Genomic DNA, 24,157 nt, shown 5'->3' with positions numbered 1-24,157 from the left:
TGTTTATGAAAGTATTCAAAGCAGTCATAGGAGCGATCCTTGCAGCGACGGTCAGTATCCCGTCCGTTGCACAGGAAAATACGAACAACCGCTCTCCGCAAGTAGGTCGAGCACCGCGCAACACCGAGGTGGAACAGATCACTACTCTATCCAATCGTGCTCAGGAATTCAACAGACGTCTGACACAGAAGACCGACAATGCCCCTTGGAGACGAGTCGTGTACCGACGCGTAGACCTGATGGAAGAGTCCAATGCGGTACTCTATTACCCACCCCGTCCTATTGGTGATAGCAAGAATCTCTTCAGCACGATATTCGGACTCATCAATTCCAACAGCCTCGATGTGTATGAATATCTGGATGGATTCGAAGCCTTCACAGACCGGTACAAGATCAAGTTCCAAGAGTTTATGGACAGGTTTGGCATCTATTACCAGCCGAGTACGAACAAGAATGCGGAGCTATTCAAGGTGGCTGATAGCGACATTCCCTCGGCAGAAGTCAAAGCCTACTACGTAAAGGAGGAATGGTACTTCACTCCGACCAATAGCGATGTGGACATTAAGATTCAGGCCATTTGCCCGATCATGACCGGCCAGGACGAATTCGGCGAAGTACGCAATCAGCCTTTGTTCTGGATTCCTTACGAAAATATCCGCCCCTATATCGCTCGTGAACGAGTGATGCTTAGCAGTCTGAACAATACGCGCAATTCGACGATAGACGATTTCTTCCGTCTCAATCTCTACAAAGGCGACATCGTTAAGACAGAAAATCTGCACAACCGAGCTTTGGCCGAATACTGTCCTACGCCAGACTCCATGAAGATGGAGAGCAAACGCATCGACAAGGAATTGCAAGGCTTCCGCGATGGACTCTATGTGACACAGGATACCACATGGATGAAGCAGGCGGAGACAAAGAAAACCAAGGGAAAGAAACGGGAAAAGACCCGCGGCAAAAACATCACCAGCCGAACACGCGGACAAAGCGAGGGAGCAGCTGATAATACAGAGGCCGTCGAGCCCAAAAAGCAGAAAGCTGCCAAAGCTTCTAAAAATAAAGCTGCGACCCGCTCGGTTCGCCGCCGCAAGTAATACAGGAACAATTATTCGGGGATGTGTCAAAAACAAACTTTGGCATATCCCCTTTTTGTTTGAAGAAGTAGGTAATGTGCTAAAGGCTTAGACCAAGAGTGTTCGGACTGCACATATATTGCGACCTATACTCGTAATCGAACGTAACCCCGTAGACTGTCCGTTTTATCAAGCTGTCTCTTTTCTGTCGTGAATCCATATCTATCCCTCTTCCTCACCTTTTTCCGTATCGGCGGATTCACCTTTGGTGGAGGTTATGCCATGCTGCCACTGATCAAGGCCGATATAGTGGATAAGCACCACTGGTTATCGGAGGAGGATTTTCTGGATCTTTTTGCCGTTGCACAATCCCTGCCCGGAATCTTTGCCGTCAATATATCCATCTTCGTAGGCTATCGCCTCAGAGGATATGCCGGAGCAGCCGTTTGTGCCTTGGGGACTATTCTTCCCTCGTTCCTGATCATTCTGGCTGTAGCCATGTTCTTTGCACAGATGAGGGACAACAAGATCGTTGCGGCCATTTTCCGAGGATTGCGTCCTGCTGTCATCGCTATGATCGCAGCTCCGGCCATCTCTACATGGAAAGCCATGAAGATGAAAGCCGTTTCGCTCTGGATCCCGATCCTTGCTGCTATTCTTGTCTGGTATGCCGGAGTATCTCCCGTGTGGATTATCCTCGTTGCTGCAGCTTTGGGTATCCTCTATAGTCGTTATATCCGCTTTCGTATTCGGAATATGCATTCCTGATCAAACTCTTTCGAGCCGATGATTTATTTGCAACTTTTCTGGGTGTATATCAAGATCGGGCTATTCGGTTTCGGTGGAGGCTATGCCATGCTCTCGCTGATTCAGGATGAAGTGGTAAACCGCTACGGCTGGATCACGGCACAGGAGTTCACGGACATTGTTGCCGTCAGCCAGATGACACCCGGCCCCATCGGCATCAATAGTGCCACATACATAGGCTATACCGTCACAGGCAATGTATGGGGATCCGTCTTGGCTACGGTAGCCGTCAGCCTGCCATCTTTCGTTTTGGTATTGATTATTTCGGCCTTTTTTGCACGATTCAGACGCAACACCTATGTCGATGCCGCTTTTACTATGGTACGTCCTACTTCTGTTGGCTTGATCGCAGCTGCAGCACTGTTGCTCACGTTCCGTCCGGATTTCATTTCTGCTTTGTTTACCACCGGCTCGGCAAGCCTCGATCAGGTAGTCGTACAGGAGAACTTCACCGATCTTTGGAGCATCCTCCTGTTCCTGCTTTCCTTCCTCGTCACCGTCAAGAAGTGGCTCCATCCTATCCTCACGATACTGCTTGCCGGTCTCGCCGGTTTGCTGATATACGGCTTCTGAAAAAAGCTGTGCCATAAAAGCGAATTATGACACAGCCCATCTGACCGATTCAGTATTTCACAAACAAACTCTATCCCAACGGAGATCTACAAATGATGATATCCGTTGAAAGGAAACGAACCTACAGGTTTAGAGCGTCCTAATATCTTCAAGACGGTTCATCCAACCTCTGAAGAAGCGTTTGTTGGTATGCCTTAGCAATTCGCGTTCGGTAGCCTTGCGTCCGATGCGATCCTCGTATCTTTTAATGCTTCTTGCCGTAATGTCCTCTAAGAACTTACGACGTGCATCGAAGATGGACTCAAACAGCTCATGGGGATCTGCACTATTGACAGCCTGCAAAGTCTTTTTGCCCACTATTCCATCAGCCTTCAGACCAAGTATCCTTTGAGGAATAACAATACCATGCTTACCTGAACCCCAAACCCAATCGACAAGGATGTTAGCCACCTTTTGAGACTCGATTAAATCTGCTTTCCAACGATCCCAATAAAATGGTTTCAAGACACGATTCAGGACGTCATCATCAGTTAGCAACTTGAGATCCTCGACATCTATATCCTCATCGCCATCCTTGTCATAGCCGACTCTTCTCCAAGTCGCTATCGTTACGCCTTTGTTTGTTGCTCCTCCTGCATCGGCAGGATCATGGACAAAACCGCCTTCCCATTTCAATATATATGGGAGCAATAACTTGACATTTGCCATCTTTCTTCAACCTCTTTGTGTTCAACATAAATCAACTTCCAAAAGCCATTCGGCATCGTCTCTCAAAAAGCTCGTTCCACAGTCCTCCCGTCATTCCACCGACTGCATGAACCTTCATTTTCAGAACCTTATCCCTAAGGCTCTATTTCTCTCTTAAAGATAGCAATTATCTATCTTATAAAGACAAGAATTTCTTCTAACCGATGGAGAGCCGTAATCAAAAAAAAACGGAACCGGAATCGAGCCAATCGTGGTGCGTGTTTTCGAAAATTTACGAACGAGAATTTTCTCACTTTGGCGCGTAAAATTTTTACTTCTCGAACCAAAACGAAAAAATTCCCGCGCCACGTTTTACGGAACACCAAACAGCTATTTTCTCGAACGAGAACGAATGAGGACTCCAGCACAAAAGAAACAGTTGCAAGACTCAACTCAGGAAAGAAACATTTTCAGAGCCCCAATCTACGGAAATATCGTATATCTTTGTATTCAAATACATAAACTCTATGAAACGCCCTCTACTCTACCTCATTATCATTGCTCTGACCATCCTATCCTCAACGGCTCAGACCACAGATGATTTGGGCCGAATGCAGACCCTGATTGATCGTATGGCTTACACAGAGGCTCTGGCATGGGCAGACAGTTGCGGTCTCGAAGACGAGCAAGTCCTACACCTCCGAGCCAAAGCTCTCAGCGAACTGGGGCGGCATCCCGAAGCCTTTGCCGTCTACCAAAGGATCATACGGATAGATCCTCTCGATGCTTTAGCTTATCGTTTGGGGGCAGCGTTGCAGATCGATATGCAGGACTATGCCACAGCGATCGAAATGCTGCATCAAGGCTATGAACGCACATCCGATATTCCCATGGGGTACGACTTGGCCAAACTGCTCGTCTACATCGGACAGGACTCCACGGCATTGGTCATCACAGACAGTATCTTACGACAGGATTCGCTCCCTCCCGTCATTCGCCTTAGGGCAAAAGCCCTCAACAAACGACAACAACCTTCTCAAGCAATAGCACTATTGGAAGAGCAGATGCTTCGGGACTCTACCGATTTCCTTACCCTGATCGATCTGTCTACCCTGTACGGACAGGTGGGAGAAACGCGCCGACAGGAACGGGTGACAGCACGCTATCTGCAAACCGACTCGCTGAATACGGCCGTGCTTCTGGCCCATGCCGAATCCATGATGATGCTACAGGAGGCGGACAGTGCCCTGCATGACTATGAGCGGATCATCGGTCGAGGCCATTTCCCCACTTCTTTCAAGGATCTCTTCTATTGCGGTTTGGCATACTACAAAGCCGATAGGTGGACCGTAGCCGAAGAGTGCTTCAGACGAGCCGACGAATCCGCCTACGAACAAAACTACCTGACCAAATACTACTTGGGCATGTGTGCCTATCGCCAAAAGCTGTGGGAGGAAGCGGAAAAGCGGTTGCAGAAGGCTCTTGATCTGGTCGAACCGAAAACGGACAGACTCACCGATGTACATACGATGCTGGGGCAATGTGCCAATGAACAAGGGCGAACGGAAACAGCCATATCCCATCTGCGCTATGCCATAGAATACGATAGCGGCAACAGCGAGGCCTGCCTGCTCCTCGCCCAATGCTTCGAAAAGACCGGCAACCGAACCGGTGCAATCCACATGTACCGGCGTGTCCTCGACAAGGAAAGAGCAAGTACAGCGAAAAACGACATCAAGGGCTTCCGCCGATTGGCAGAAGCTCGGAGCAGGCTATCCCTCCTGAAAGCCGACAATTCGGAGGACGAGGAAACGCTATAAACATGGCGTATATACATTGTTCGGAACGATCCGAAAGGGAAATGATCATTCGCGATCATATTGTTTCGGGCTCATTGCCAAAATTTCACATCCCCATGCAGCCATTTGATTCTTAGATGTTTCGGCTGAGATCTTCGTGCCGTTTCTTCTCCGCCGATAACTTCCGATAAGGTCCCGTTCACACTCCTCAAAAAGGGAGCACGGAATCCCCATTTTTGGGGAGAATTAATGTGTTTTGGAGCTACTTTATTACCTGAGTTAGCAAGATTTGTGTATTTTTGCCGCATCATTAGAGTTGTTCGCCTTAGACAATCAATCAAAAAGACAACCACATTTGCCTAACTATTTGAAATGGGCGAGATTATCAGTCATAGCGGAGTTGTCAGCCGAGTGGAAGCCGACAAGATAACGGTATGTGTGCAGCAGAAAAGCGCATGCGCCGGTTGTCATGCCGCCGGCTATTGCTCCTCTACAGACTGCAAAGATCGATATATCACCGTAATGGGACCCGCACCTGACATCCGCGAAGGTGATCGGGTTTTGCTGGAAGGTCACAGTGCCATGGGACGCCTTGCTGTCGTCCTCTCTTTCATTGTTCCTTTGATTTTGTTGCTGCTTATGCTCGTCCTGACCATCAGTATTCTGAGGCTTGACGAGGGCATGAGTACGCTCATCTCACTGGGGGCTTTGGGGGTGTACTACCTGATCCTCCGGTTATTCAACGGCAAACTGAGCCGACGTTTGGTATTTACTATTCGAAAAAATAATCAGTAACAAACAAATATGATACTTACTACTGTGATTGTTTTGGCCACAATCGGTGCCATTGGTGCACTGGTTTTGTTTTTGGCCGCAAAGAAGTTCGAGGTCAAGGAAGATCCACGCATCGGACTGGTTGCAGAGGTACTCCCTCAAGCCAACTGTGGGGGATGTGGCTTCCCCGGATGCTCCGGTTTTGCCAATGCCTGCGTCAAAGCCGAAAGCCTCGAAGGACTGCTCTGCCCCGTAGGGGGAGCAGCGGTGATGGGGCAGATAGCCGACATCCTCGGCATGGCTGCGGCTGCTCAGGATCCGAAGATTGCCGTGGTTCGTTGCAATGGCAATTGCGATGCTCGTCCGCGTACGAACCTGTACGATGGAGCCTCCAGCTGTGCAGTAGCCGCTTCGCTATATAGCGGAGACACGGGCTGTAGCTTCGGCTGTCTGGGATTGGGCGACTGTGTGGATGCCTGCGGATTCGATGCTATCCGCATCAACCCGACAACCTTGCTGCCGGAAGTGGTGGAGGATGCTTGTACGGCATGTGGTGCATGTGTCAAGGCCTGTCCCAAATCGATCATCGAGCTCCGGAAGAAAGGGCCTAAGAGCCGTCGTATCTTTGTCAGCTGCGTGAACAAGGACAAAGGCGGTGCCGCCAAGAAAGCTTGTAGCAATGCTTGTATCGGCTGCTCGCTCTGCTTGAAGCAATGTCAGTTCGAGGCTATCACTATCGAGAACAACCTCTCGTACATAGACCACACCAAGTGCCGCATGTGCCGCAAGTGTGTGGACGTATGTCCCACGAATGCCATCCACGAGCTGAACTTCCCACCGAAGAAGAAAGTGGAGCCGGCTGTCGCCACAGAAGCTGCCGCACCGGCACAAGAGACTGTCTAAGGAATAAATAACAACAAAGACCACATAGAATTATTATGTTGAGGACTTTCCGAATCGGTGGTATTCACCCCCCCGAAAACAAGTTATCGGCAGGCAAGCCCGTAGAGGTGTTGCCTATCCCCTCACAAGTAGTCATCCCTCTTGGTCAGCACATCGGGGCACCGGCAACTGCCACGGTCAAGAAAGGGGATGAAGTTAAGGTCGGGACTATCATTGCTCAGGCCGGAGGATTCGTATCAGCCAATATCCACTCATCTGTGTCAGGTAAGGTGCTGAAGATCGATAACGTATACGACTCAAGCGGCTATCCCAAGCCCGCAGTCTTCATTAACGTAGAAGGCGACGAATGGGAAGAGGGCATCGATCGCTCACCGGCCATCGTCAAAGGATGCAATCTGGATGCAAAAGAAATCGTAGCCAAAATCTCTGCTGCCGGCATCGTGGGTCTCGGTGGTGCTACCTTCCCTACCCATGTGAAGCTATCCCCTCCTCCGGGCAACAAAGCCGAGATCCTGATCATCAACGCCGTAGAGTGCGAGCCCTATCTGACGAGCGACCACGTCCTTATGCTGGAGCACGGCGAAGAGATCATGATCGGCGTGAGCATCCTGATGAAAGCCATTCAGGTAAACAAGGCCGTTATCGGAGTTGAGAATAATAAGAAAGACGCTATCGCTCACCTCACCAAACTGGCCGCTGCATATCCGGGCATAGAGGTAATGCCGTTGAAGGTGCAATATCCTCAAGGTGGTGAGAAGCAGCTGATCGACGCAGTGATCCGCAAGCAGGTAAAAAGCGGTGCCCTGCCTATCAGCACAGGTGCCGTAGTACAAAACGTGGGTACGGTATTCGCCGTATACGAAGCGGTACAGAAGAACAAACCTCTGGTCGAGCGCATCGTGACGGTCACAGGCAAAAAACTGTCTCGCCCGTCTAACCTCCTCGTTCGTATAGGTACTCCTATTGCGGCTCTGATCGAAGCAGCAGGTGGCCTGCCGGAGAATACGGGCAAGATCATCGGTGGAGGTCCGATGATGGGGCGCGCACTGCTATCACCGGATGTGCCTGTGACCAAAGGCAGCTCCGGAGTATTGATTCTCGACAGAGAAGAGGCAGTCCGCAAGCCTATGCACGACTGTATCCGATGCGCCAAGTGCGTCGGAGTGTGTCCGATGGGACTCAATCCGGCTTTCCTGATGCGCGACACCTTATATAAGAGCTGGGAAACAGCGGAAAAAGGCAACGTGGTTGACTGTATCGAATGCGGTTCGTGCAGCTTCACCTGTCCGGCCAACCGTCCTCTGCTGGATTATATCCGCCAAGCCAAGAAGACTGTGATGGGCATCCAAAGAGCACGTAAGCAATAAGAAAGGAAATAAGCGATGGAAAATAAAATTATCATTTCTCCTTCACCGCACATCCACAGCGGAGACAGCATCAAAAAGAATATGTATGGCGTGCTGATTGCCCTCTTGCCTGCCTTGGCCATGTCGGTATATCAGTTCGGAATCGGTGCGGTGATCGTAACGGCAGTGTCCGTTCTTACCTGTTGCATCGTGGAATTCCTGATCAGCAAATATATGTTGGGCAAGGAGCCGACCATCATGGACGGCTCAGCGATCTTGACCGGCGTATTGCTGGCTTTCAACCTGCCGAGCAACCTGCCCGTTTGGATCATTATCATCGGTGCAGTAGTAGCTATCGCATTGGGCAAGATGTCCTTCGGCGGCTTGGGGAACAACATCTTCAACCCCGCCTTGGTCGGTCGTGTATTCCTCCTGATCTCTTTCCCTGCCCAGATGACTCTCTGGCCTACCGAAGGACAGATGACTTCCTATCTGGATGCCGAGACGGGTGCTACCCCCCTCGGTCTGATGAAAGCGGCGATGAGTGGCGACACCTCGGCTTTGACCAATATCCCCACCGACCTGCACATGTTTATCGGTGAAGCCGGTTCTTTGGGTGAAGTCAGTGCTATCGCGCTGCTTCTCGGATTGGTCTATATGCTCTACAAGAAGATTATCACGTGGCATATCCCCGTGTCTATTTTCGCATCCGTGATCGTATTGGCAGGCATTCTGCACTTGGCCAGCCCGACATCTTTCCCCGCTACTCCGTGGTTCCACCTGTTCTCCGGTGGTATGATGCTCGGAGCCATCTTCATGGCTACGGACTATGTGACTTCGCCGATGACCAAGTCCGGACAGATCCTCTATGGCTGTCTGATCGGCTTGCTCACGGTTGTGATCCGTACATTCGGGGCTTATCCGGAAGGGATGTCATTCGCCATCCTGATTATGAACGGCATGACGCCTCTGATCAATACTTATATGAAACCTAAACATTTTGGAGGAAAGAACAAATGAAAAAGCTAAAATCGTCACTCCCCAATATGTTGCTCTCTTTGACGGGCTTCTGTATCGTTGTTTCCGCCGCCCTCGGCATGATGAACGAAATAACGAAAGAGCCCATTGCAAAAGCGGAAGTGGATGCCAAAGTGGCTGCTATCAAACTGGTAGTTAATGCCTTCGACAACAATCCGTACGAAGAGAGATTCGAAGTTGATGTAGATGGAGCCAAACTCACCGTATTCCCGGCAAAAAAAGGGCAGGAAGTAGTGGGTTACGCAGTGGAAAGCTATACGGACAAGGGCTTTAGCGGTAAGTTCACAGTGATGTACGGATTCGATATGGACGGCAAAGTCCACGATTTCTCCGTACTCAGCCACAGCGAAACGCCCGGCCTCGGAGCCAAGATGCAAGAGTGGTTCCAGACTCCTGCCAAAAAAGAAGGACTGATCCAAGATGTACGTGGCGTACAGATGAGCGATACGCCTCTTGCCGTTACCAAAGACGGCGGTAAGGTAGATGCCATCACAGCCGCTACGATCAGTAGTCGTGCCTTTTTGGATGCTATGGATCGCGCCTACAGAGGTTTCAAAGCCGCTCAAGGCAGTGCCGGACAGACTGAGGCAACTGTCGATACTACTCAGGCTGATTCTACGATAAATACTAACACAGATAATACCGAAGCGCAATGAGTAAGAATTTGAGTGTTATTATAAACGGCATTATCAAGGAGAACCCGACATTCGTCCTCCTCCTCGGTATGTGTCCTACGTTGGCCACGACAACGTCGGCCATCAACGGTATGAGTATGGGACTGGCCACCATGTTTGTATTGATCTGCTCCAACATGGTAGTATCCTTGGTCAAGAATCTCATCCCCGATATGGTTCGTATCCCGGCTTTTATTGTGATCATTGCAGGTTTCGTGACGATATTGCAGATGCTTATCAAGGCATATATGCCGGATTTGGACAAGAGTCTCGGTATCTTCATCCCACTGATCGTGGTGAACTGTATCGTACTCGGTCGTGCTGAAGCCGTTGCATCGAAAAAAGGTCTGCTACACTCCATGTTCGACGGTATCGGTATCGGATTGGGCTTTACCCTCAGTTTGACTGTTCTCGGTATTGTCCGTGAGCTTTTGGGTAGCGGTAAGCTTTTCGACTTTGCAGTTTTCAATGAATCCTATGGAGCATTGATCTTCGTGTTGGCACCCGGAGCTTTCATCGCTTTGGGCTACCTGATTGCCTTGGTGAACAAAATGAAGAAAAAAGCATAACTCACTTAAGTAATTGGCATCATTATGGAATTTTTCATGTTATTCATAGCGGCGGTTTTCGTTAATAACGTCGTGCTGTCGCAGTTCCTCGGTATATGCCCATTCTTAGGCGTATCGAAGAAGGTAGACACCTCAATCGGTATGGGTGCAGCCGTGACATTCGTATTGGCACTGGCTACCTTGGTTACCTTCCTGATTCAGAAGTTCGTTTTGGATCGTTTCGGATTGGGCTTTATGCAGACCATTGCATTTATTTTGGTCATTGCCGCCTTGGTACAGATGGTGGAGATCATACTCAAGAAAGTATCTCCTCCCCTCTATCAGGCACTGGGTGTATTCTTGCCCTTGATTACGACGAACTGCTGTGTGCTCGGTGTGGCTATTTTGGTTATCCAGAAGGATTATACCCTGCTCCAGAGCTTCGTCTATGCAATATCCACGGCTATCGGTTTCACCTTGGCAATGGTTACTTTCGCAGGTATTCGAGAGCAACTCGATATGACCAATCTCCCCAAAGCTATGAAGGGAATACCTTCGGCACTCTTGGCTGCCGGTATATTGGCTATGGCTTTCATGGGCTTCAGCGGTATCGCCTAACGAGTAAAGAACAATAAATAGAGAGAGGGTATGCCCACCGCGGTGCATACCCTCTCTTGTTTTTTATTGTGACTTGGCCGTATGGAGAATCTCCCCGAACTGTCTGCCAAATCTTTTTCGTTCAGTTACGACAGATGCGATCCCGTTCTAAAAGATTGTACCGATCCGAAGAGAAAAAGACAGAGGCTTGGAGGATTACAGACGAGGCTCGATTACTTGGCTACTCGTTTCCGGAAGCCTTCGTTCATCACAGTCTTATAAGAACCGCCTCCATCGGACAAAATAAGCATATAGTCCACACCGGAGAACTTGGCTGCAATAGCAGGAACACGCTCCGAACCGACCACCATAAAAGTAGTAGCCAAGGCATCAGCCGTCATACAATCGGGAGCAATGACTGTGGCACTCAGCACATCCGTCTGCACAGGATAGCCGCTAAGCGGATTGATCGTATGTGCATACTTCTTCCCATCCCGGACATAGAAATTCCGATAGTTGCCCGATGTCGCCAAGCCTCCTTTTCCACTAAGCTCTACGACCAGTTCGAACTCCTGCATCGCCAAGCCCAGACTGTCATCCTGCGGTTTACTTACTCCTATGCGCCAAGGCTTGCCTTGAGGATTGAGGCCATTGAAAGCAACCTCTCCACCGATCTCTACCATATAGTCCCCGATCCCATGAGCAGCCAAGGCTTCGCCCACCAGATCCGAAGCATATCCTTTGGCGATGGAAGAGGTGTTCAGCGTAATGCGCGGATCATCCTTAACAACCGTCTCGCCGTCCAATCGTACCCTCCGGTAACCGACAAACGCCTTGATGCTATCGATCAACTGTGCAGTCACGTCTTCTTTATGTTCGAAACCGAATCCCCAAGCATTGATCAGTGGAGAGCAAGTAATATCGTAAGAACCGCCGGAAACGGCTGCAATCTCCTGCGCCCGACGAAATACACGGCGAAACATACTGTCCGTCCTAACCGGAAGATTCCGATTCACTCCGGCTATGATACTGGTACTGTCGAACGGATTAAGGGAATGACTGAAAGCTCTGAATACGCTATCCACTCGCTGTGAATGATCTGCCTCTCCCTTATATTTAATATGATAATAGGTATGGAATATCTCCCCCTGCAATACCGTATAGGCAGGTGCTTTTCGGCAAGAAAAAAAGGCCGCACCGAGAACGATCATCCCCGGAACGGCCGCTAAACCTGACCAACGTTTCATAATTTCTCGAAGCTGACTACCTCTTCAATGGATTTGCGATTGAAAGCCTCACGCGGAGGTACGGTCGGATCGCCATAGCCGAGAGCCAATATGGAAACAGGTGTCATGTGCGAAGGGATGTCGAAGATCTCCGAACAAAGAGCTTGATCGAAAGCACAGACCCACGTACATCCGAGTCCCAGACTATGTGCTTCCAGCATCATATAAGTCATGGCGATAGAGGTATCGATGTCTACCGAATCGCCCGCTCCTCGCTTCCATGCTCTTTGATGATCGCCAAGCGTGATGATATAGATGGGGGCACCCGGGAACCAAGGTTGTTGGGAACAGGGAGCCAAGCGTTTGCGGCCCTCTTCTTCTCTGACCACGAGGAAATGCCACGGCTGGTAATTATGTGCCGAAGGAGCTATGCGTCCGGCTTCGAGGATGGCCATCAACTTCTCTTCCTCCACAGGACGATCGATAAACTTGCGTACGGATCTGCGCGTGCGGAAGAAATCTTCTATCAAACGAAAATCTTGAGGAATCTGTTTCATTATATCTCTTTCTCTATTTTATAGTTGTTTCTGTCCGAAGCCTGGCGGCTGATCATCTCACCGACAAATCCGGTTAGGAACAGTTGCGTGCCGATAATCATCGCCGTCAGCGCTATGAAGAAATAAGGCCGATCCGTCACCAAAGGTGCCTGCGTATGCATGATTATAGCGGACAACTTATTGACAAGGACAACGGCCAAAGCTATGAAGCCGATTAGGAACATGCCTGAACCGAGCAGCCCGAAGAAGTGCATCGGCTTGCGTCCGAACTTGCTGATAAACCAAAGCGTAAGCAAATCGAGATAGCCATTGAAAAAACGGCTGATACCGAACTTGCTCGAGCCGTATTTACGCGCCTGATGCTGTACTACCTTCTCCCCGATGCGTCCGAAACCGGCGGATTTGGCCAAATATGGAATGTAACGGTGCATATCGTTGTACAACTCGATATTCTCCACTACCTCGTGTCGGTATGCTTTCAAACCACAATTAAAATCGTGTAGCTTGATGCCGGACAGCTTTCGGGCTGTAGCATTGAAAAGCTTTGAGGGCAGATTCTTGCTGAACAGAGGATCGTACCGCTTACGCTTCCAACCGCTTACCAAGTCATATCCCCCTTCTGTCACCATCCGGTACAGCTCCGGGATCTCATCCGGACTATCCTGCAAATCGGCATCCATCGTTATGACTACCTGCCCTTGTGTGCGGGCAAAACCACATTGGAGACCGGCCGACTTGCCGTAGTTGCGGCGGAATTTGATCCCTTTGACCTCGGGATGCTCTGCTCGCAAACGTTCGATCACACTCCAGGAGCCGTCGGTACTCCCATCATCTACGAAGATGACCTCATAGGAATAGCCATGCTCATTCATTACACGCCTGATCCAGGCAAAAAGTTCGGGGATCGACTCGGCCTCGTTCAGCAGAGGGATTACTACAGAAATATCTATCATAACGAATGCATATTGTCCGACGCAGCCTTTCTTTTCAGGATCAGCCCTACCGGAATGGAGAACAAAGCTCCCCAGAAGAAGTTGGATGAAATATCATTGATCACACGCGACATGGGACGCACCTTGAGCATCTGCTCCATCACCTCGCGCCACTCATCGGTACCGAAGAGTTGGGTCATAAGTCCGGAGGACTGCTCCAGCTGTGCCATAATATCGGGCATGTGTGCCGGCATTATCTCGGCATAGAAATAGTAGTGAGGGATGGCAACCAATACAGCCGCGAAGAGATAGAGCAAAGTAGAAAACTGCCATCCATGCATAAAGCTGAAACGCATCTCTTGCGGTAGCACGTTCCGATAACGCTTTGTCAGGATATAAGCCAGAAAAGGGACGAAACAAGTGAGCGGAATATACAGCAGCAGCATGAAAGGAATCCCGAATGCGAGCATCACGCAGATGTACTTCAGACACCAGAATGCACCAAAGATCAAACCCATCAAAGCACTGAGGCGAAAAAGATTGCTTCTATCTTCCATATACTATTACATTAAAAAACGGCCTTCCATGCGCCAAAAATACAACATTAGTCCGACTCATCTGCCCTTGCAGCCTCCTTATAGTCAAAATAGCTTTTGCAGATTCCACGAAATATCTTGCATAAAAGAAAATCGACTTAGTACCAAACAGAGAAATGGAAGAGAAAACTTATGAACTTTTTATAAGACATCTATTCGATGTAAAAGATCTTGAAATCGGAGCAATTATAGTTCTTGAACAAAGTTTCATCTAATACCAAATAGTTGAGATTCATGATCCGCTAAATCGAATTAGTTGAGGTAAAACAATAAATAAGAACTCTCTGTTATAAAATTATAAGGCACCTCAAATCGTGCCAGACAAAACATTATGAATACAAAAATAGAAACACTAAAGGATGCCCTTGCGCATCGTCACTCTCACTATGCTATTCACCCAGAATGGGTGGTTTCGCGTGAAATCGTCGAAGAATTTCTCGGCCACGTACTGCAAACAGTTCCTTCTGCTTTCAATTCCCAACCTGTACGGATGGTATTGCTTACTGGTGAAGCTCATGATACCCATTGGAAACTTGTTGAGAATGCCTTGATTTCCATAATGGGGCAGGAAGCCTATGAAGCGAATACGGCATCTAAATTACGTCAGGCTTTTGCAAATGGGATCGGCACTATTCTCTTTTTTGATGTGCCATCCATAACAGAAAATCTTCAGGCCTCTTTCCCTGCTTATGCCGGAAATTTCCCTCTTTGGGCACAACAAACGCAAGGCTCACACCAGCATACGGTATGGATGGGTCTCGACTCGCTCGGCTTCGGTGCAAACTTACAGCACTATATCGGTATGGTTGACAATGACATCAAAGCTCTTGCCGGCGTCGATCCTTCTTGGATCTTGACTGCCCAAATGCCTTTTGGCAAACCTATCACAGAAGTCAAAGCTAAAGACAAATTACCCCTTACTGAGACGTTAATTATCAAGTAAAAACGAGGATTCTCCTCGTTTTCTTCCCTTTTTAGAAAAACGAAAATAAAAAAGCGAAACATTCCAGTTTCGCTTTTTTTATTTAGATCGTAGATTGTGTTAGTCCCATTTGTCTGTGCTTGATACTGCATATTTTCCTCCTCCGGTGAAGAACAATGCCAATGCTCCAAACAGGAATAGTCCGGGAAGTTCTGCCGCCCATCCACCATATTGAGTTAAGCTGACAATAGAGTGCTCTCCTAACCATATAATAGCTACACAATTAAACACAAATGCAAGTGCGGCTAATCTAGTCCTTACACCCAGGACCAAGAGCAAAGGGGCGATTACCTCTCCAATATAAACTCCATAGGCTATAAATGGAGGCAACCCCTTTGATGTAAGCATCCCTTGTATAGGATCTATGCCTCCGGTAATTTTTGCTATTCCATGCAACAACATCATTAAGCCTAATGAAAAGCGTAAAATCAAAATCCCCAGTTCTTTATTCTTATCCATCTTCGCGCATTAATTTCTAAAATGATTCTTACGTTTAATACTCTCAAAATTTCATAGGCACCTCCATTAGCAGTATCTCTGTGCCGGGGGTGTCTGATGTAACAGACAAGCTATCCACATCCCAAATACCAAAACCATCTCTAGAACTAAGTTCTTGTCCGGCAATAGTAGCTTTTCCGTTTATGATGAAAGCATATATACCATTCCCTTTAGATTTTATCTTATATTCAGTAGTAATGCCTTCATCGAATTTTCCCAGATGGAACCATGCATCCTGATGTATCCAGACTCCTTCGTCATTCTCGTTCGGAGATAGTATTTGTCTGAATTGATTGATCATGTCATCTGTTCTTAGTGTCCTTTGGTCATAACGAGGGGCTACGTTCTGTTTGTTGGGGAAGATCCAGATTTGTAAAAATTTTGTCAGACGATCCTTGTTTTTGTTGTATTCGCTGTGTTGAATACCGGTTCCCGCGCTCATAACCTGAATGTCGCCTTGCTTGATCACGGCAATATTTCCCAATGTATCCTTATGCTCAAGATCACCCTCTAATGGAATACTAATGATCTCCATGTTGTCGTGAGGGTGCTTATCGAAACCTCTGCCTGCAGCCACAGTGTCATCATTGATTACTCGAAGAGCACCGAAATGAATACGTTCGGGATCATAATAATTGCCGAAGCTAAATGTGTGAAAAGATTGCAACCAGCCAAAATTGACCCTGCCACGAGTTTCTGATTTATGAATCACATAGTTTTTCATCTTACCAATCGTTTTTGTGTTGTTATTTTGATTTCAGCGTTGGCTCTAACGACAGACTTCCGAGTTATATCACAAGGAGTACAACAGCCGAATTAGCAGCCCCTGTGTTATACACTCTGTATGTGAAATAAGCAGCCTACGCAGTTAAAACATGCATTATGAGAAAAAAGTTTTAACCGGACTCCCTGATTGAAAGAGAAAACGAATTCAATTAGACCGCTTATTTTTGTCTCATAATCAAATCTTCCCAAGCAATCGATATTCTTTCCCTCTTTCGCCGGCACAACGGCGTTCAGGCTTTGATGAAAGCCCTCGGCCGAGAGAAGTACGTAGCTCTCGACGGGCTTTGCGGGTCATCGGCCGCCCTTATAGTGAAACTGCTGCACGAATCCGGTCGCCCTGTCCTGTGCATTGCTTCGGATATGGAAGAAGCGGGCTACCTCTTCTCCGATTTGGAGCAACTCGGAGGAGAGGGAAGCGCACTTTTTTTCCCCTCTTCCTATAAGCGAGCCATCAAATACGGGCATACCGATGCGGCACAACAGGTACTTCGTGCCGAGGCTTTGGCCGCTCTTTCGATGGACGGTAGCTGTCCGCTTGTCGTCTCTTATCCCGAAGCCGTGGCCGAACGCGTGATCGCCGGCAGCATACTGGAGAAAGAGATGCACAGCATCCGTCAGGGAGACCGGTTGGATCGGGATTTTCTCAGAGACCTTCTATTGGAATGGGGCTTCGAACGAACCGATTACGTCTATGAGCCGGGGCAATTTGCCGTGCGAGGCAGTTTGCTGGACGTGTTTTCTTTCAGCCGCGAGCTGCCGGTACGCCTCGACTTCTTCGACGACGAGATAGAAAGCATCCGTCTCTTCGAAGTGGAGAGTCAGCTCTCGGTGGGGACGCTGTCCGAAGTCGTACTGATGCCTGATGTGGCAGGAGATGCTCGTGCCGAGGAGTGTCTGCTCGGCTTATTCCCGAAGGATACGATCATCGTATTGCCGGACAGGCCGTTTCTGGAGGATCGTCTGCAAGCGGTGTTTACCGATGCTCCGCTCTTCGATGACGGCGAAGGATTCGGATCGCTCGAAGCCATGCAGGAGCGGCTCACATCGCCCGGGGAGCTGATGGACAAGCTGAATGGCTTCACGACCATCGCCACCGGCAGCGGCAGGAGCGGCAATTACCGTATCGGCTTCAAGACGCAGCCGCAACCTCTCTTTCACAAGAATTTCGATCTGCTCATCGACCAACTGGAACAATGGCGAGATGCCGGCTACAGACTGCTTTTGGCCACAGCCTCGGATAAGCAGTACGCCAGAGTGGAAGAGATCCTTTCCGAGCGTGGAAGCTCCTCGCTCCTTCCGGAAAGGGTATCGCTCACCTTACACGAGGGTTTTTCGGACGAAGCTCTTCGGATCGCTCTGCTTACGGATCACCAGCTTTTCGATCGTTACCACAAGTACAACCTCAAAAGCGACAAAGCCCGTTCGGGGAAAGTGACCCTCTCGCTCAAGGAGCTGAACCAATTCTCTCAAGGCGACTATATCGTGCATATCGATCACGGTATCGGCCGCTTCGGAGGCCTTATCACGACCGATGTGGGAGGGAAGCGGCAGGAAGTAATCAAACTCATTTACCGCAATAACGATATTATATTCGTCAATCTGCACAGCCTTCATAAGCTGTCCAAATACAAGGGCGGCGACAGCGATGCGCAGGTAGAACTGAGTCGCCTCGGCACGGGAGCCTGGCAAAAGCTCAAAGAGAGGACCAAAAAGCGAGTCAAGGATATTGCTCGCGATCTGATCCGCCTCTATGCCCGAAGGAAAGAAGAGCGAGGCTTTGCATTCAGTCCGGACAGCTACCTACAGCACGAATTGGAAGCCTCTTTCCTGTACGAAGATACGCCCGATCAGGAGCGTGCCACGGCAGAGGTAAAAGCCGATATGGAAAGCGATCGTCCGATGGATCGGCTTATCTGCGGCGATGTCGGTTTCGGCAAGACGGAGGTAGCTGTTCGTGCTGCATTCAAAGCCGCCACAGACGGCAAGCAGGTGGCGATACTCGTGCCCACCACCGTACTGGCCTATCAGCACTATCAGACGTTCAGGGACAGGCTGCAAAATTTCCCCGTGCGCATCGAATACATATCCCGCGCCCGTTCGGCCAAGGATATTAAAGCGATTCTGCACGACTTGGCAGAAGGACGGATCGATATCATTATAGGGACGCACCGCCTCGTGAGCAACGACGTCAAATTCCACGACCTCGGCCTGCTGGTAATCGACGAAGAGCAGAAATTCGGTGTGGCAGTGAAAGAAAAACTGCGCAAACTGCAGGTCAATGTCGATACGCTGACCATGTCTGCCACGCCTATCCCCCGTACTTTACAATTCTCTCTGATGGGCGCACGCGACCTCTCGAACATCAACACTCCTCCGCCGAATCGCTATCCCGTTGCCACCGAATTGGCACGGTTCAGCCCCGACATTGTTCGGGAAGCTGTCAATTTCGAGATGTCACGCAACGGACAGGTCTTCATCGTTCACAACCGAATAGACAATATAGAAGAGATCGCCGACATAGTACAACGCGAAGTCACCGATGCACGCGTGGCAGTGGGGCATGGCCGTATGTCGCCCACAGAACTGGAACGGCTTATCCTCGATTTCGTCCATTACGAGTACGATGTATTGGTCGCCACTACAATCATAGAAAACGGTATCGATGTGCCTAATGCCAATACCATCATCATCAACGATGCCCACCGATACGGTCTGAGTGAGCTGCACCAGCTTCGCGGACGAGTGGGACGGAGCAACAGGAAAGCCTTTTGCTATCTCTTGAGTCCGCCGCTCAGTGTCCTGAGCGACGATTCGCGCCGTCGCCTCCAAGCTATCGAAAACTTCAGCGACCTCGGCAGCGGTATCCGTATCGCTCTTCAGGATTTGGATATACGTGGTGCCGGCAATGTGCTCGGTGCCGAGCAGAGCGGATTCATTGCCGACTTGGGATATGAGACGTATAGCAAGGTTTTCAATGAAGCCGTTTCCGAACTCAAAGCGGACGAGTTTGCCGATCTTTATGCAGAAGAAGCTACTCCTTCGGCTTCCCGGTTTGTAGTGGAGACAACTGTCGAAAGCGATTTGGAGCTTTCCTTCCCCGAAGAATATGTGCCCTTGGATTCGGAACGCATTCTCCTCTATCGGGAGTTGGACAATCTCTCCACGGACGAGGAGCTCGAAGCATTCCGACGCCGTATGCAGGACCGTTTCGGCAAGATTCCGCCCGAGGGAGAGGAGTTGATACGAGTGCCCCGATTACGCCGGCTTGGCCGTTCGCTCGGTATAGAGAAGATCGTATTGCGTGGAGGACAGATGAGCTTCCATCTGGTCGGCAAGGAAGACAGCCCTTACTATCAGAGCGAAGTATTCGGTATGCTGTTGGATTATATCGCAGCGCACACACGTCGGTGCGAGATTCGTCAGTCCGGAGGAAAGAGGATCGTTCGCTTGCGCGAGGTGCCCGATGTGCTCACCGCTTGCGAACTCTGTACGGCTATTTCCGCCCAATCGTCAGCGGAAAGGATAGAACTGTAGTCCGACTGCAAACTCAAATCCCCGGTAAGGTACGGTAGCTCTCTTTTTGAGAATTGACCAACCGGACGTCTCTTCGACAAGGTGATAGACTGCCTCGCCGAGCTGGTACCCTGCATGTGCTTCTACTCCCATACGGTGAGATAATTCGTGCGCCACTCCTATACGGAACGCCGGTTGGAAACTCGAACGCCGGCGTAGCTTCAAGAGCATTTCTCCCTGCTCGTCTTGAGCAGCAGTAAAAACGGTACGAAACAGTATTGAAGGAACTGCCTCCGCCCAAAGGAAAGCTCTCTGCCAGGGGTGCCATTGCACGCCGGCGGAAAGACCGACTGAGATCGCCGGAGCTACGAAGACCTTTGCCGACCTTTCTCGCGTAAGGATTTTCAGCTTCTCTGTCGAGACGCTGAACTGCGATCCGATTCGTACCCAGCGAGCAAAGCTTGGATTGAAGGTCGTCTTCAGGTTCATGCCGAAAGCATCGGTACGTTCCACTGTCTTGCCATCAAAGTCCATATGCCGGCTGATGTATCTATTCCCGGTAGAAAGAGAAATGACCATGCTCTCCAGAGTCCCTTCCTGTTTCTCAGTCAGCTTGTAGTTGTAGCCCGTAGGATCGCGGAAGATCAGATCGCTGATCCAATAGCCTAATTCTCCGACCAATATCCCTACGGCAGCTCCACAAAGCACATCGCTGGCCCAATGCCGATTGTTCACGATGCGACTGATCCCCGTAAGGGAGGCTACAGTATAGCCCGCCACGCTATACCAAGGGCTTCGGGAGCCGTATTCGAGATGAAAAAGAGTGGCGCAGGCGAAAGCCGTTGCCGTATGTCCCGACGGGTATGAATTGGCAGCGGTGCCATCCGGACGCAACCGTCCGAACGAATACTTTCCGGCATTGACCATTCCACCCATAAGTGCCATACCCAAAGCATCCGATACAAGCATCTTTCCCCATGATTTACTACGTCCCTTATAGCCCAATCCCCTCATCGTAAGTTGTGCCATAAGGGGAATGAGCTGAGTCACGTTGTCTATCTTGGTATGAAAACTGCCGGCACCGGTAAAGCGAAGCTCTCGGATATTGTCATCCACGTTGAAAGTAAAGAGAGACGCAGCCACAAGAGGCAGGGAATGCCGCAACGTGTTTTTCATCGGTTTTACATGGTAAATACCGATGGCAGGAGGAAACATTTTGGTCGAATCGGATATGCAAGTCGTATCTGCCATGTTGTCGGATGGAGACGATGCTTGCAAATGGAATGAGAGAGCAAGTAAGAGAGCAAGCAGGAGTATAAAGCTTTCTCGATTCATAATGCCTTCGGAATTAAGGCATGGAGCGTTTGTGCGGATATTATTCGCACAGCAGGCCTTATCATTCCCCTTTTTTCGGAAGAGCTGTAGTATCCTTCTTAAAAACTTTCGAGTAGTAGCGGCAGAATGGTGCTATGCCACAGTCTGCACACTTGGGCTTGCGAGCCAGACAAACGTACCGTCCATGCAGGATCAGCCAGTGATGGGCTTTCGGTATCAGTGCATCCGGAATATAGCGAACCAATTCTCGCTCCGTCTCCAACGGAGACTTCGAGCCGGTAGTCAGGCCTATCCTTTCGGATACTCTGAATACGTGCGTATCTACGGCCATGGCCGGTTTGCCGTAGACAACGGAGGCTATCACATTGGCTGTCTTACGGCCTACGCCGGGCAGTTTGGTCAGCTCCGACACCTCGTCCGGCACCACTCCTCCAAAATCGGAGCAAAGCTTCTGTGCCATCCCGACCAGATGTTTCGCTTTGCTGTTCGGATAGCTGATACTTCCTATATAAGACAGCAAATCCTCTGCCGTGCTCCCGGCCATATCCTTTGCAGTCGGATAGGCAGAGAAGAGAGCTGGCGTCACCATATTGACACGCTTATCGGTACATTGTGCCGAGAGGATAACAGCCACCAGCAACTGGAAAGGATCCCGGTACCGCAGCTCCGTTTCGGCCACCGGCATATGCTCGGTGAACCAATCGATAACGGCTTTGTATCGCTCTTCCTTGCGCATTCGATACTGATCAGAGGGTTAGTGTACGCTCTTGAATTGTTCCAAGAAGTTGAGGTCGTTCTCCGAGAAGAAGCGGAGGTCTTTGACTCGGTACTTAAGATTGGTGATACGTTCGATACCCATACCGAGTGCATAGCCGCTGTATTTCTTGCTATCTATGCCGCAGTTGTCCAATACGTTGGGATCCACCATGCCGCATCCGAGTATTTCCACCCATCCCGTATGCTTGCAGAAGTTGCAGCCTTTGCCCCCACATATATTGCAGGAGATGTCCATCTCGGCAGACGGTTCGGTAAAGGGGAAATAAGAAGGGCGAAGGCGTATTTTGGTTTCGGCTCCGAACATTTCCTGCGCGAAGTAGAGAAGCACCTGTCGCAGATCCGCGAAAGAAACATCCTTGTCCACATACAGTGCTTCCACCTGATGAAAGAAGCAATGCGCCCGATAGGAAATGGCTTCGTTTCGGTAGGTGCGCCCGGGGCAAATGACACGAATCGGCGGTTGTGTCTTTTCCATCACACGGCTTTGGACACTGGATGTATGCGTACGAAGGATGACATCGGGGCGATGCTCGATGAAGAATGTATCCTGCATATCGCGGGCGGGATGGTCTTCGGCGAAATTCATCGAAGAGAATACGTGCCAGTCATCCTCTATCTCCGGCCCGTCGGCGATGCTGAAGCCGAGGCGGGCAAAAATCTCACAGATTTCCTGCTTCACCAAAGAAATCGGATGGCGTGTGCCCAGTCTCGTCGGGTATGATGTTCGTGTCAGGTCGGTTTCTTCCGAAGCTTGTGCAGAGCCTGCCTGTGCCTGCTCGCGAAGGGAGTTGATGTGCTCCTGAGCCTTGTTCTTCAGCTCATTGAGCAATTGTCCTATTTGTTTTTTCTCTTCGGATGGCACCAGTCGGAAGTCATCGAACAGACGGGATATTTCTCCTTTCTTGCTGAGATACTTGATTCGCAGGGCTTCGGCTTCCTCCACGGTGGCAGCTACACACTGACCAATTTCCTGTAGGAGTTGATTGATTCTTTCTTTCATATCGTTGTCGATAGAAGTGCTGTTTGTATGTATAGGAAAAACAAAGGTATAGGATTTTCCATTACCTTAGTTCCGATAAATTACAGACGAGAAATTCGATTCTCTTCACAAATGCCGAACAGAAAATGAGAAGTAAAATCTTTTTCTCCCTCTTGATGGCTATCGTTTTCTTGAGTGGGGGATGCAAAATGAATCAGACCAACAGTCCCACAGAAATGAAGCAGACTCATAACCAGAAGCCCCAAAACAATTTCCCGAAACCTATCCTCATCGGAGGAGAGGAGGGCAATGGCCACGATGGAGTCGCACCCATGACGCCGGCTATGGCATTGGCTCCGATCATCATCTACAAGACGCGAGGCGACTATCGCAATCTCGTGCCTATCACCCTCTCGGCTGACAAAAAGTATGTGGTGGCACGTCCTGCCCCTTCCGATCTTCGGTGTGGCGATGGTCTCTGCACTCCGGTGGAGCTGGCTGACGGCTATCTGCTCGACCGCCGTGGCGTAGGCCCAACTTCGGCTTTCGTCGAATACACGTATGAGCAGTACTTTGCCATCAAAGGTATTCCCTCCCAGAGCGACCTTTTGCAGAGGATCGTGGATGCGGATCCTTTCACGGAGCTCTACCGCTGCGACCGTAGCCGTTGCAACCCGAACGACATTAAATCCATGAACGCCTACATCAAAGCCGGAAAACCCGGAGCCGTATCGCTCAAATAAAGGAGTCTGCGGGATCTTTCCTTCAAGAGAAAACTCTTGGTTTTTTGGCAAAAACTCACAATTAGCAGGGCGTTGATGTATCGGAGAGTAGCTTTTGTCTGATAGATCTTTCCTCCGCTATGGTTGACGTGTACTGAAAAAAGTTGACAGTGGGCGGGATGCAACCAGTATCCATTATGGGCAAACATTTAAGCAACTTTGAACGCCTTGCCATCCTAGAGGATTACCTCTCGGGAGCAGAGAGCAAAGCAGCCATTGAGCAGAAATATGGGCTAAGTCATGGTCTCATTCGCTCTTGGCTTAGTAAATTTGGACTCGAAGATAAAGTTCATCCGGTCCCAATGAAAGCGTCCCAATCCCCCCAGAGTGAGCTGACCCTCAATGAAAAAGAAGAGTTGGAGCAACTACGTA

General features: G+C 49.6%; 26 protein-coding genes and 1 pseudogene. 16 read left to right on the top strand and 11 right to left on the bottom strand.

What is annotated here, in order from left to right; all coding sequences use genetic code 11:
• Nucleotides 1–5 precede the first annotated feature (5 nt).
• The 3 genes from porN to F452_RS0100125 all read left to right on the top strand — a co-directional run bounded on the left by porN (nt 6) and on the right by F452_RS0100125 (nt 2,456).
• A complete protein-coding gene (gene porN, locus F452_RS0100135) occupies nt 6–1,097 on the top strand; it encodes a type IX secretion system ring subunit PorN/GldN (protein WP_018964248.1) in 1,092 nt (363 codons plus the stop codon).
• A 189-nt stretch (nt 1,098–1,286) separates the two neighbouring features.
• On the top strand, nt 1,287–1,844 hold the full coding sequence (locus F452_RS0100130) for a chromate transporter (RefSeq protein ID WP_018964247.1): 558 nt from the start codon (nt 1,287–1,289) through the stop codon (nt 1,842–1,844).
• Nucleotides 1,845–1,862: 18 nt separating this feature from the next.
• Nucleotides 1,863–2,456, top strand: coding sequence for a chromate transporter (locus F452_RS0100125; protein WP_018964246.1), 594 nt, complete (start codon nt 1,863–1,865; stop codon nt 2,454–2,456).
• A 129-nt stretch (nt 2,457–2,585) separates the two neighbouring features.
• On the opposite strand, the gene F452_RS0100120 is transcribed toward F452_RS0100125, so the two are convergent.
• The gene (locus F452_RS0100120) at nt 2,586–3,164 is read right to left on the bottom strand and encodes a glycoside hydrolase family 108 protein (RefSeq protein WP_018964245.1); all 579 of its coding nucleotides are present in this window, start codon (nt 3,162–3,164) and stop codon (nt 2,586–2,588) included.
• A gap of 170 nt (nt 3,165–3,334) precedes the next feature.
• Complete coding sequence (locus F452_RS12485; protein ID WP_244263752.1) at nt 3,335–3,457, bottom strand: hypothetical protein; 123 nt, start codon at nt 3,455–3,457, stop codon at nt 3,335–3,337.
• 1 nt (nt 3,458) lies between these two features.
• On the opposite strand from F452_RS12485, the gene F452_RS12480 reads away from it, so the two are divergent.
• The 9 genes from F452_RS12480 (at nt 3,459) to F452_RS0100075 (ending at nt 10,843) form a co-directional block, all read left to right on the top strand.
• A complete protein-coding gene (locus tag F452_RS12480; protein ID WP_235317511.1) occupies nt 3,459–3,665 on the top strand; it encodes a DUF1661 domain-containing protein in 207 nt (68 codons plus the stop codon).
• 5 nt (nt 3,666–3,670) lie between these two features.
• On the top strand, nt 3,671–4,963 hold the full coding sequence (locus F452_RS0100115) for a tetratricopeptide repeat protein (RefSeq protein WP_018964244.1): 1,293 nt from the start codon (nt 3,671–3,673) through the stop codon (nt 4,961–4,963).
• 351 nt (nt 4,964–5,314) lie between these two features.
• Nucleotides 5,315–5,737 (top strand): SoxR reducing system RseC family protein, encoded by a 423-nt coding sequence (locus F452_RS0100105; protein WP_018964242.1) that lies wholly within the window; start codon nt 5,315–5,317, stop codon nt 5,735–5,737.
• A 9-nt stretch (nt 5,738–5,746) separates the two neighbouring features.
• The gene (locus tag F452_RS0100100) at nt 5,747–6,619 is read left to right on the top strand and encodes a Fe-S cluster domain-containing protein (RefSeq protein ID WP_018964241.1); all 873 of its coding nucleotides are present in this window, start codon (nt 5,747–5,749) and stop codon (nt 6,617–6,619) included.
• 35 nt (nt 6,620–6,654) lie between these two features.
• Entirely contained in the window at nt 6,655–7,986 is a 1,332-nt protein-coding gene (gene rsxC / locus F452_RS0100095) for an electron transport complex subunit RsxC (protein WP_018964240.1), read from the top strand.
• Between the two features lie 15 nt (nt 7,987–8,001).
• Nucleotides 8,002–8,985, top strand: coding sequence for an RnfABCDGE type electron transport complex subunit D (locus F452_RS0100090; RefSeq protein ID WP_018964239.1), 984 nt, complete (start codon nt 8,002–8,004; stop codon nt 8,983–8,985).
• Entirely contained in the window at nt 8,982–9,659 is a 678-nt protein-coding gene (locus tag F452_RS0100085; protein WP_018964238.1) for an RnfABCDGE type electron transport complex subunit G, read from the top strand. The genes F452_RS0100090 and F452_RS0100085 overlap by 4 nt, the downstream gene beginning before the upstream one ends.
• Complete coding sequence (locus F452_RS0100080) at nt 9,656–10,246, top strand: RnfABCDGE type electron transport complex subunit E (protein WP_004584791.1); 591 nt, start codon at nt 9,656–9,658, stop codon at nt 10,244–10,246. The genes F452_RS0100085 and F452_RS0100080 overlap by 4 nt, the downstream gene beginning before the upstream one ends.
• Before the next feature lie 24 nt (nt 10,247–10,270).
• Entirely contained in the window at nt 10,271–10,843 is a 573-nt protein-coding gene (locus F452_RS0100075) for an electron transport complex protein RnfA (RefSeq protein ID WP_005874209.1), read from the top strand.
• Nucleotides 10,844–11,055: 212 nt separating this feature from the next.
• On the opposite strand, the gene F452_RS0100070 is transcribed toward F452_RS0100075, so the two are convergent.
• From F452_RS0100070 to F452_RS0100055, 4 genes are read right to left on the bottom strand one after another with little or no spacing between them, the layout of a single operon-like run.
• Complete coding sequence (locus F452_RS0100070; RefSeq protein WP_018964237.1) at nt 11,056–12,069, bottom strand: FAD:protein FMN transferase; 1,014 nt, start codon at nt 12,067–12,069, stop codon at nt 11,056–11,058.
• Nucleotides 12,066–12,605, bottom strand: a complete 540-nt coding sequence (locus F452_RS0100065; protein WP_004584795.1) for a nitroreductase family protein — start codon at nt 12,603–12,605, stop codon at nt 12,066–12,068. The genes F452_RS0100070 and F452_RS0100065 overlap by 4 nt, the downstream gene beginning before the upstream one ends.
• Entirely contained in the window at nt 12,605–13,555 is a 951-nt protein-coding gene (locus F452_RS0100060) for a glycosyltransferase family 2 protein (protein ID WP_026292048.1), read from the bottom strand. Before F452_RS0100060 ends, F452_RS0100065 begins: the two co-directional genes overlap by 1 nt.
• On the bottom strand, nt 13,555–14,094 hold the full coding sequence (locus F452_RS0100055; RefSeq protein ID WP_018964236.1) for a DUF4199 domain-containing protein: 540 nt from the start codon (nt 14,092–14,094) through the stop codon (nt 13,555–13,557). Before F452_RS0100055 ends, F452_RS0100060 begins: the two co-directional genes overlap by 1 nt.
• 370 nt (nt 14,095–14,464) lie before the next feature.
• Between F452_RS0100055 and F452_RS0100045 the strand changes: the two genes are divergently transcribed.
• Nucleotides 14,465–15,076 carry a nitroreductase family protein gene (locus tag F452_RS0100045; RefSeq protein WP_026292047.1) on the top strand — a complete coding sequence of 204 codons (612 nt, stop codon included), beginning with the start codon at nt 14,465–14,467 and terminating at the stop codon, nt 15,074–15,076.
• A 99-nt stretch (nt 15,077–15,175) separates the two neighbouring features.
• Here the strand turns inward: F452_RS0100045 and F452_RS0100040 are convergent, their stop codons facing one another.
• Both F452_RS0100040 and F452_RS0100035 read right to left on the bottom strand, forming a co-directional pair.
• Nucleotides 15,176–15,574, bottom strand: coding sequence for a DoxX family protein (locus F452_RS0100040; protein ID WP_018964234.1), 399 nt, complete (start codon nt 15,572–15,574; stop codon nt 15,176–15,178).
• Nucleotides 15,575–15,617: 43 nt separating this feature from the next.
• Nucleotides 15,618–16,337 (bottom strand): pirin family protein, encoded by a 720-nt coding sequence (locus F452_RS0100035; RefSeq protein ID WP_018964233.1) that lies wholly within the window; start codon nt 16,335–16,337, stop codon nt 15,618–15,620.
• Nucleotides 16,338–16,570: 233 nt separating this feature from the next.
• Between F452_RS0100035 and mfd the strand changes: the two genes are divergently transcribed.
• The gene (gene mfd, locus F452_RS0100030) at nt 16,571–19,933 is read left to right on the top strand and encodes a transcription-repair coupling factor (protein WP_026292046.1); all 3,363 of its coding nucleotides are present in this window, start codon (nt 16,571–16,573) and stop codon (nt 19,931–19,933) included.
• On the opposite strand, the gene lpxE is transcribed toward mfd, so the two are convergent.
• From lpxE to pheS, 3 genes are all read right to left on the bottom strand, one after another.
• A complete protein-coding gene (gene lpxE / locus F452_RS0100025) occupies nt 19,910–21,247 on the bottom strand; it encodes a lipid A C1-phosphatase (protein ID WP_026292045.1) in 1,338 nt (445 codons plus the stop codon). The genes mfd and lpxE overlap by 24 nt on opposite strands.
• Nucleotides 21,248–21,308: 61 nt before the next feature.
• Nucleotides 21,309–21,983, bottom strand: coding sequence for an endonuclease III (gene nth, locus F452_RS0100020; RefSeq protein WP_018964231.1), 675 nt, complete (start codon nt 21,981–21,983; stop codon nt 21,309–21,311).
• Between the two features lie 18 nt (nt 21,984–22,001).
• Nucleotides 22,002–23,024: a phenylalanine--tRNA ligase subunit alpha gene (gene pheS, locus F452_RS0100015; RefSeq protein ID WP_018964230.1), complete on the bottom strand. Its 1,023-nt coding sequence runs from the start codon at nt 23,022–23,024 to the stop codon at nt 22,002–22,004.
• Nucleotides 23,025–23,149: 125 nt separating this feature from the next.
• Between pheS and F452_RS0100010 the strand changes: the two genes are divergently transcribed.
• Nucleotides 23,150–23,746, top strand: a complete 597-nt coding sequence (locus F452_RS0100010; RefSeq protein WP_235317512.1) for a hypothetical protein — start codon at nt 23,150–23,152, stop codon at nt 23,744–23,746.
• A gap of 158 nt (nt 23,747–23,904) precedes the next feature.
• Nucleotides 23,905–24,157, top strand: a pseudogene (locus tag F452_RS0100005) (IS3-like element ISPg5 family transposase); the annotation flags it as partial.

This window comes from Porphyromonas gulae DSM 15663, assembly GCF_000378065.1.
Classification (GTDB): domain Bacteria; phylum Bacteroidota; class Bacteroidia; order Bacteroidales; family Porphyromonadaceae; genus Porphyromonas; species Porphyromonas gulae.
The sequence above is the reverse complement of the archived record's forward strand: the minus strand, read 5'-3'. Positions and strand labels throughout refer to the sequence as shown.

Excerpts from the sequence above, each read along its gene's own strand:
- rsxC (WP_018964240.1), top strand. The coding sequence starts at position 6,655 with ATGTTGAGGACTTTCCGAATCGGTGGTATTCACCCCCCCGAAAACAAG.
- F452_RS0100100 (WP_018964241.1), top strand. The coding sequence starts at position 5,747 with ATGATACTTACTACTGTGATTGTTTTGGCCACAATCGGTGCCATTGGT.
- F452_RS0100045 (WP_026292047.1), top strand. The coding sequence starts at position 14,465 with ATGAATACAAAAATAGAAACACTAAAGGATGCCCTTGCGCATCGTCAC.
- F452_RS0100010 (WP_235317512.1), top strand. The coding sequence starts at position 23,150 with ATGAGAAGTAAAATCTTTTTCTCCCTCTTGATGGCTATCGTTTTCTTG.
- F452_RS0100075 (WP_005874209.1), top strand. The coding sequence starts at position 10,271 with ATGGAATTTTTCATGTTATTCATAGCGGCGGTTTTCGTTAATAACGTC.
- F452_RS0100090 (WP_018964239.1), top strand. The coding sequence starts at position 8,002 with ATGGAAAATAAAATTATCATTTCTCCTTCACCGCACATCCACAGCGGA.
- F452_RS0100070 (WP_018964237.1), bottom strand. The coding sequence starts at position 12,069 with ATGAAACGTTGGTCAGGTTTAGCGGCCGTTCCGGGGATGATCGTTCTC.
- porN (WP_018964248.1), top strand. The coding sequence starts at position 6 with ATGAAAGTATTCAAAGCAGTCATAGGAGCGATCCTTGCAGCGACGGTC.
- F452_RS0100040 (WP_018964234.1), bottom strand. The coding sequence starts at position 15,574 with ATGGATAAGAATAAAGAACTGGGGATTTTGATTTTACGCTTTTCATTA.
- F452_RS0100035 (WP_018964233.1), bottom strand. The coding sequence starts at position 16,337 with ATGAAAAACTATGTGATTCATAAATCAGAAACTCGTGGCAGGGTCAAT.
- F452_RS0100115 (WP_018964244.1), top strand. The coding sequence starts at position 3,671 with ATGAAACGCCCTCTACTCTACCTCATTATCATTGCTCTGACCATCCTA.
- nth (WP_018964231.1), bottom strand. The coding sequence starts at position 21,983 with ATGCGCAAGGAAGAGCGATACAAAGCCGTTATCGATTGGTTCACCGAG.
- F452_RS0100120 (WP_018964245.1), bottom strand. The coding sequence starts at position 3,164 with ATGGCAAATGTCAAGTTATTGCTCCCATATATATTGAAATGGGAAGGC.
- F452_RS0100125 (WP_018964246.1), top strand. The coding sequence starts at position 1,863 with ATGATTTATTTGCAACTTTTCTGGGTGTATATCAAGATCGGGCTATTC.
- lpxE (WP_026292045.1), bottom strand. The coding sequence starts at position 21,247 with ATGAATCGAGAAAGCTTTATACTCCTGCTTGCTCTCTTACTTGCTCTC.
- pheS (WP_018964230.1), bottom strand. The coding sequence starts at position 23,024 with ATGAAAGAAAGAATCAATCAACTCCTACAGGAAATTGGTCAGTGTGTA.
- F452_RS0100065 (WP_004584795.1), bottom strand. The coding sequence starts at position 12,605 with ATGAAACAGATTCCTCAAGATTTTCGTTTGATAGAAGATTTCTTCCGC.
- F452_RS0100055 (WP_018964236.1), bottom strand. The coding sequence starts at position 14,094 with ATGGAAGATAGAAGCAATCTTTTTCGCCTCAGTGCTTTGATGGGTTTG.
- F452_RS0100080 (WP_004584791.1), top strand. The coding sequence starts at position 9,656 with ATGAGTAAGAATTTGAGTGTTATTATAAACGGCATTATCAAGGAGAAC.
- F452_RS0100105 (WP_018964242.1), top strand. The coding sequence starts at position 5,315 with ATGGGCGAGATTATCAGTCATAGCGGAGTTGTCAGCCGAGTGGAAGCC.
- F452_RS0100085 (WP_018964238.1), top strand. The coding sequence starts at position 8,982 with ATGAAAAAGCTAAAATCGTCACTCCCCAATATGTTGCTCTCTTTGACG.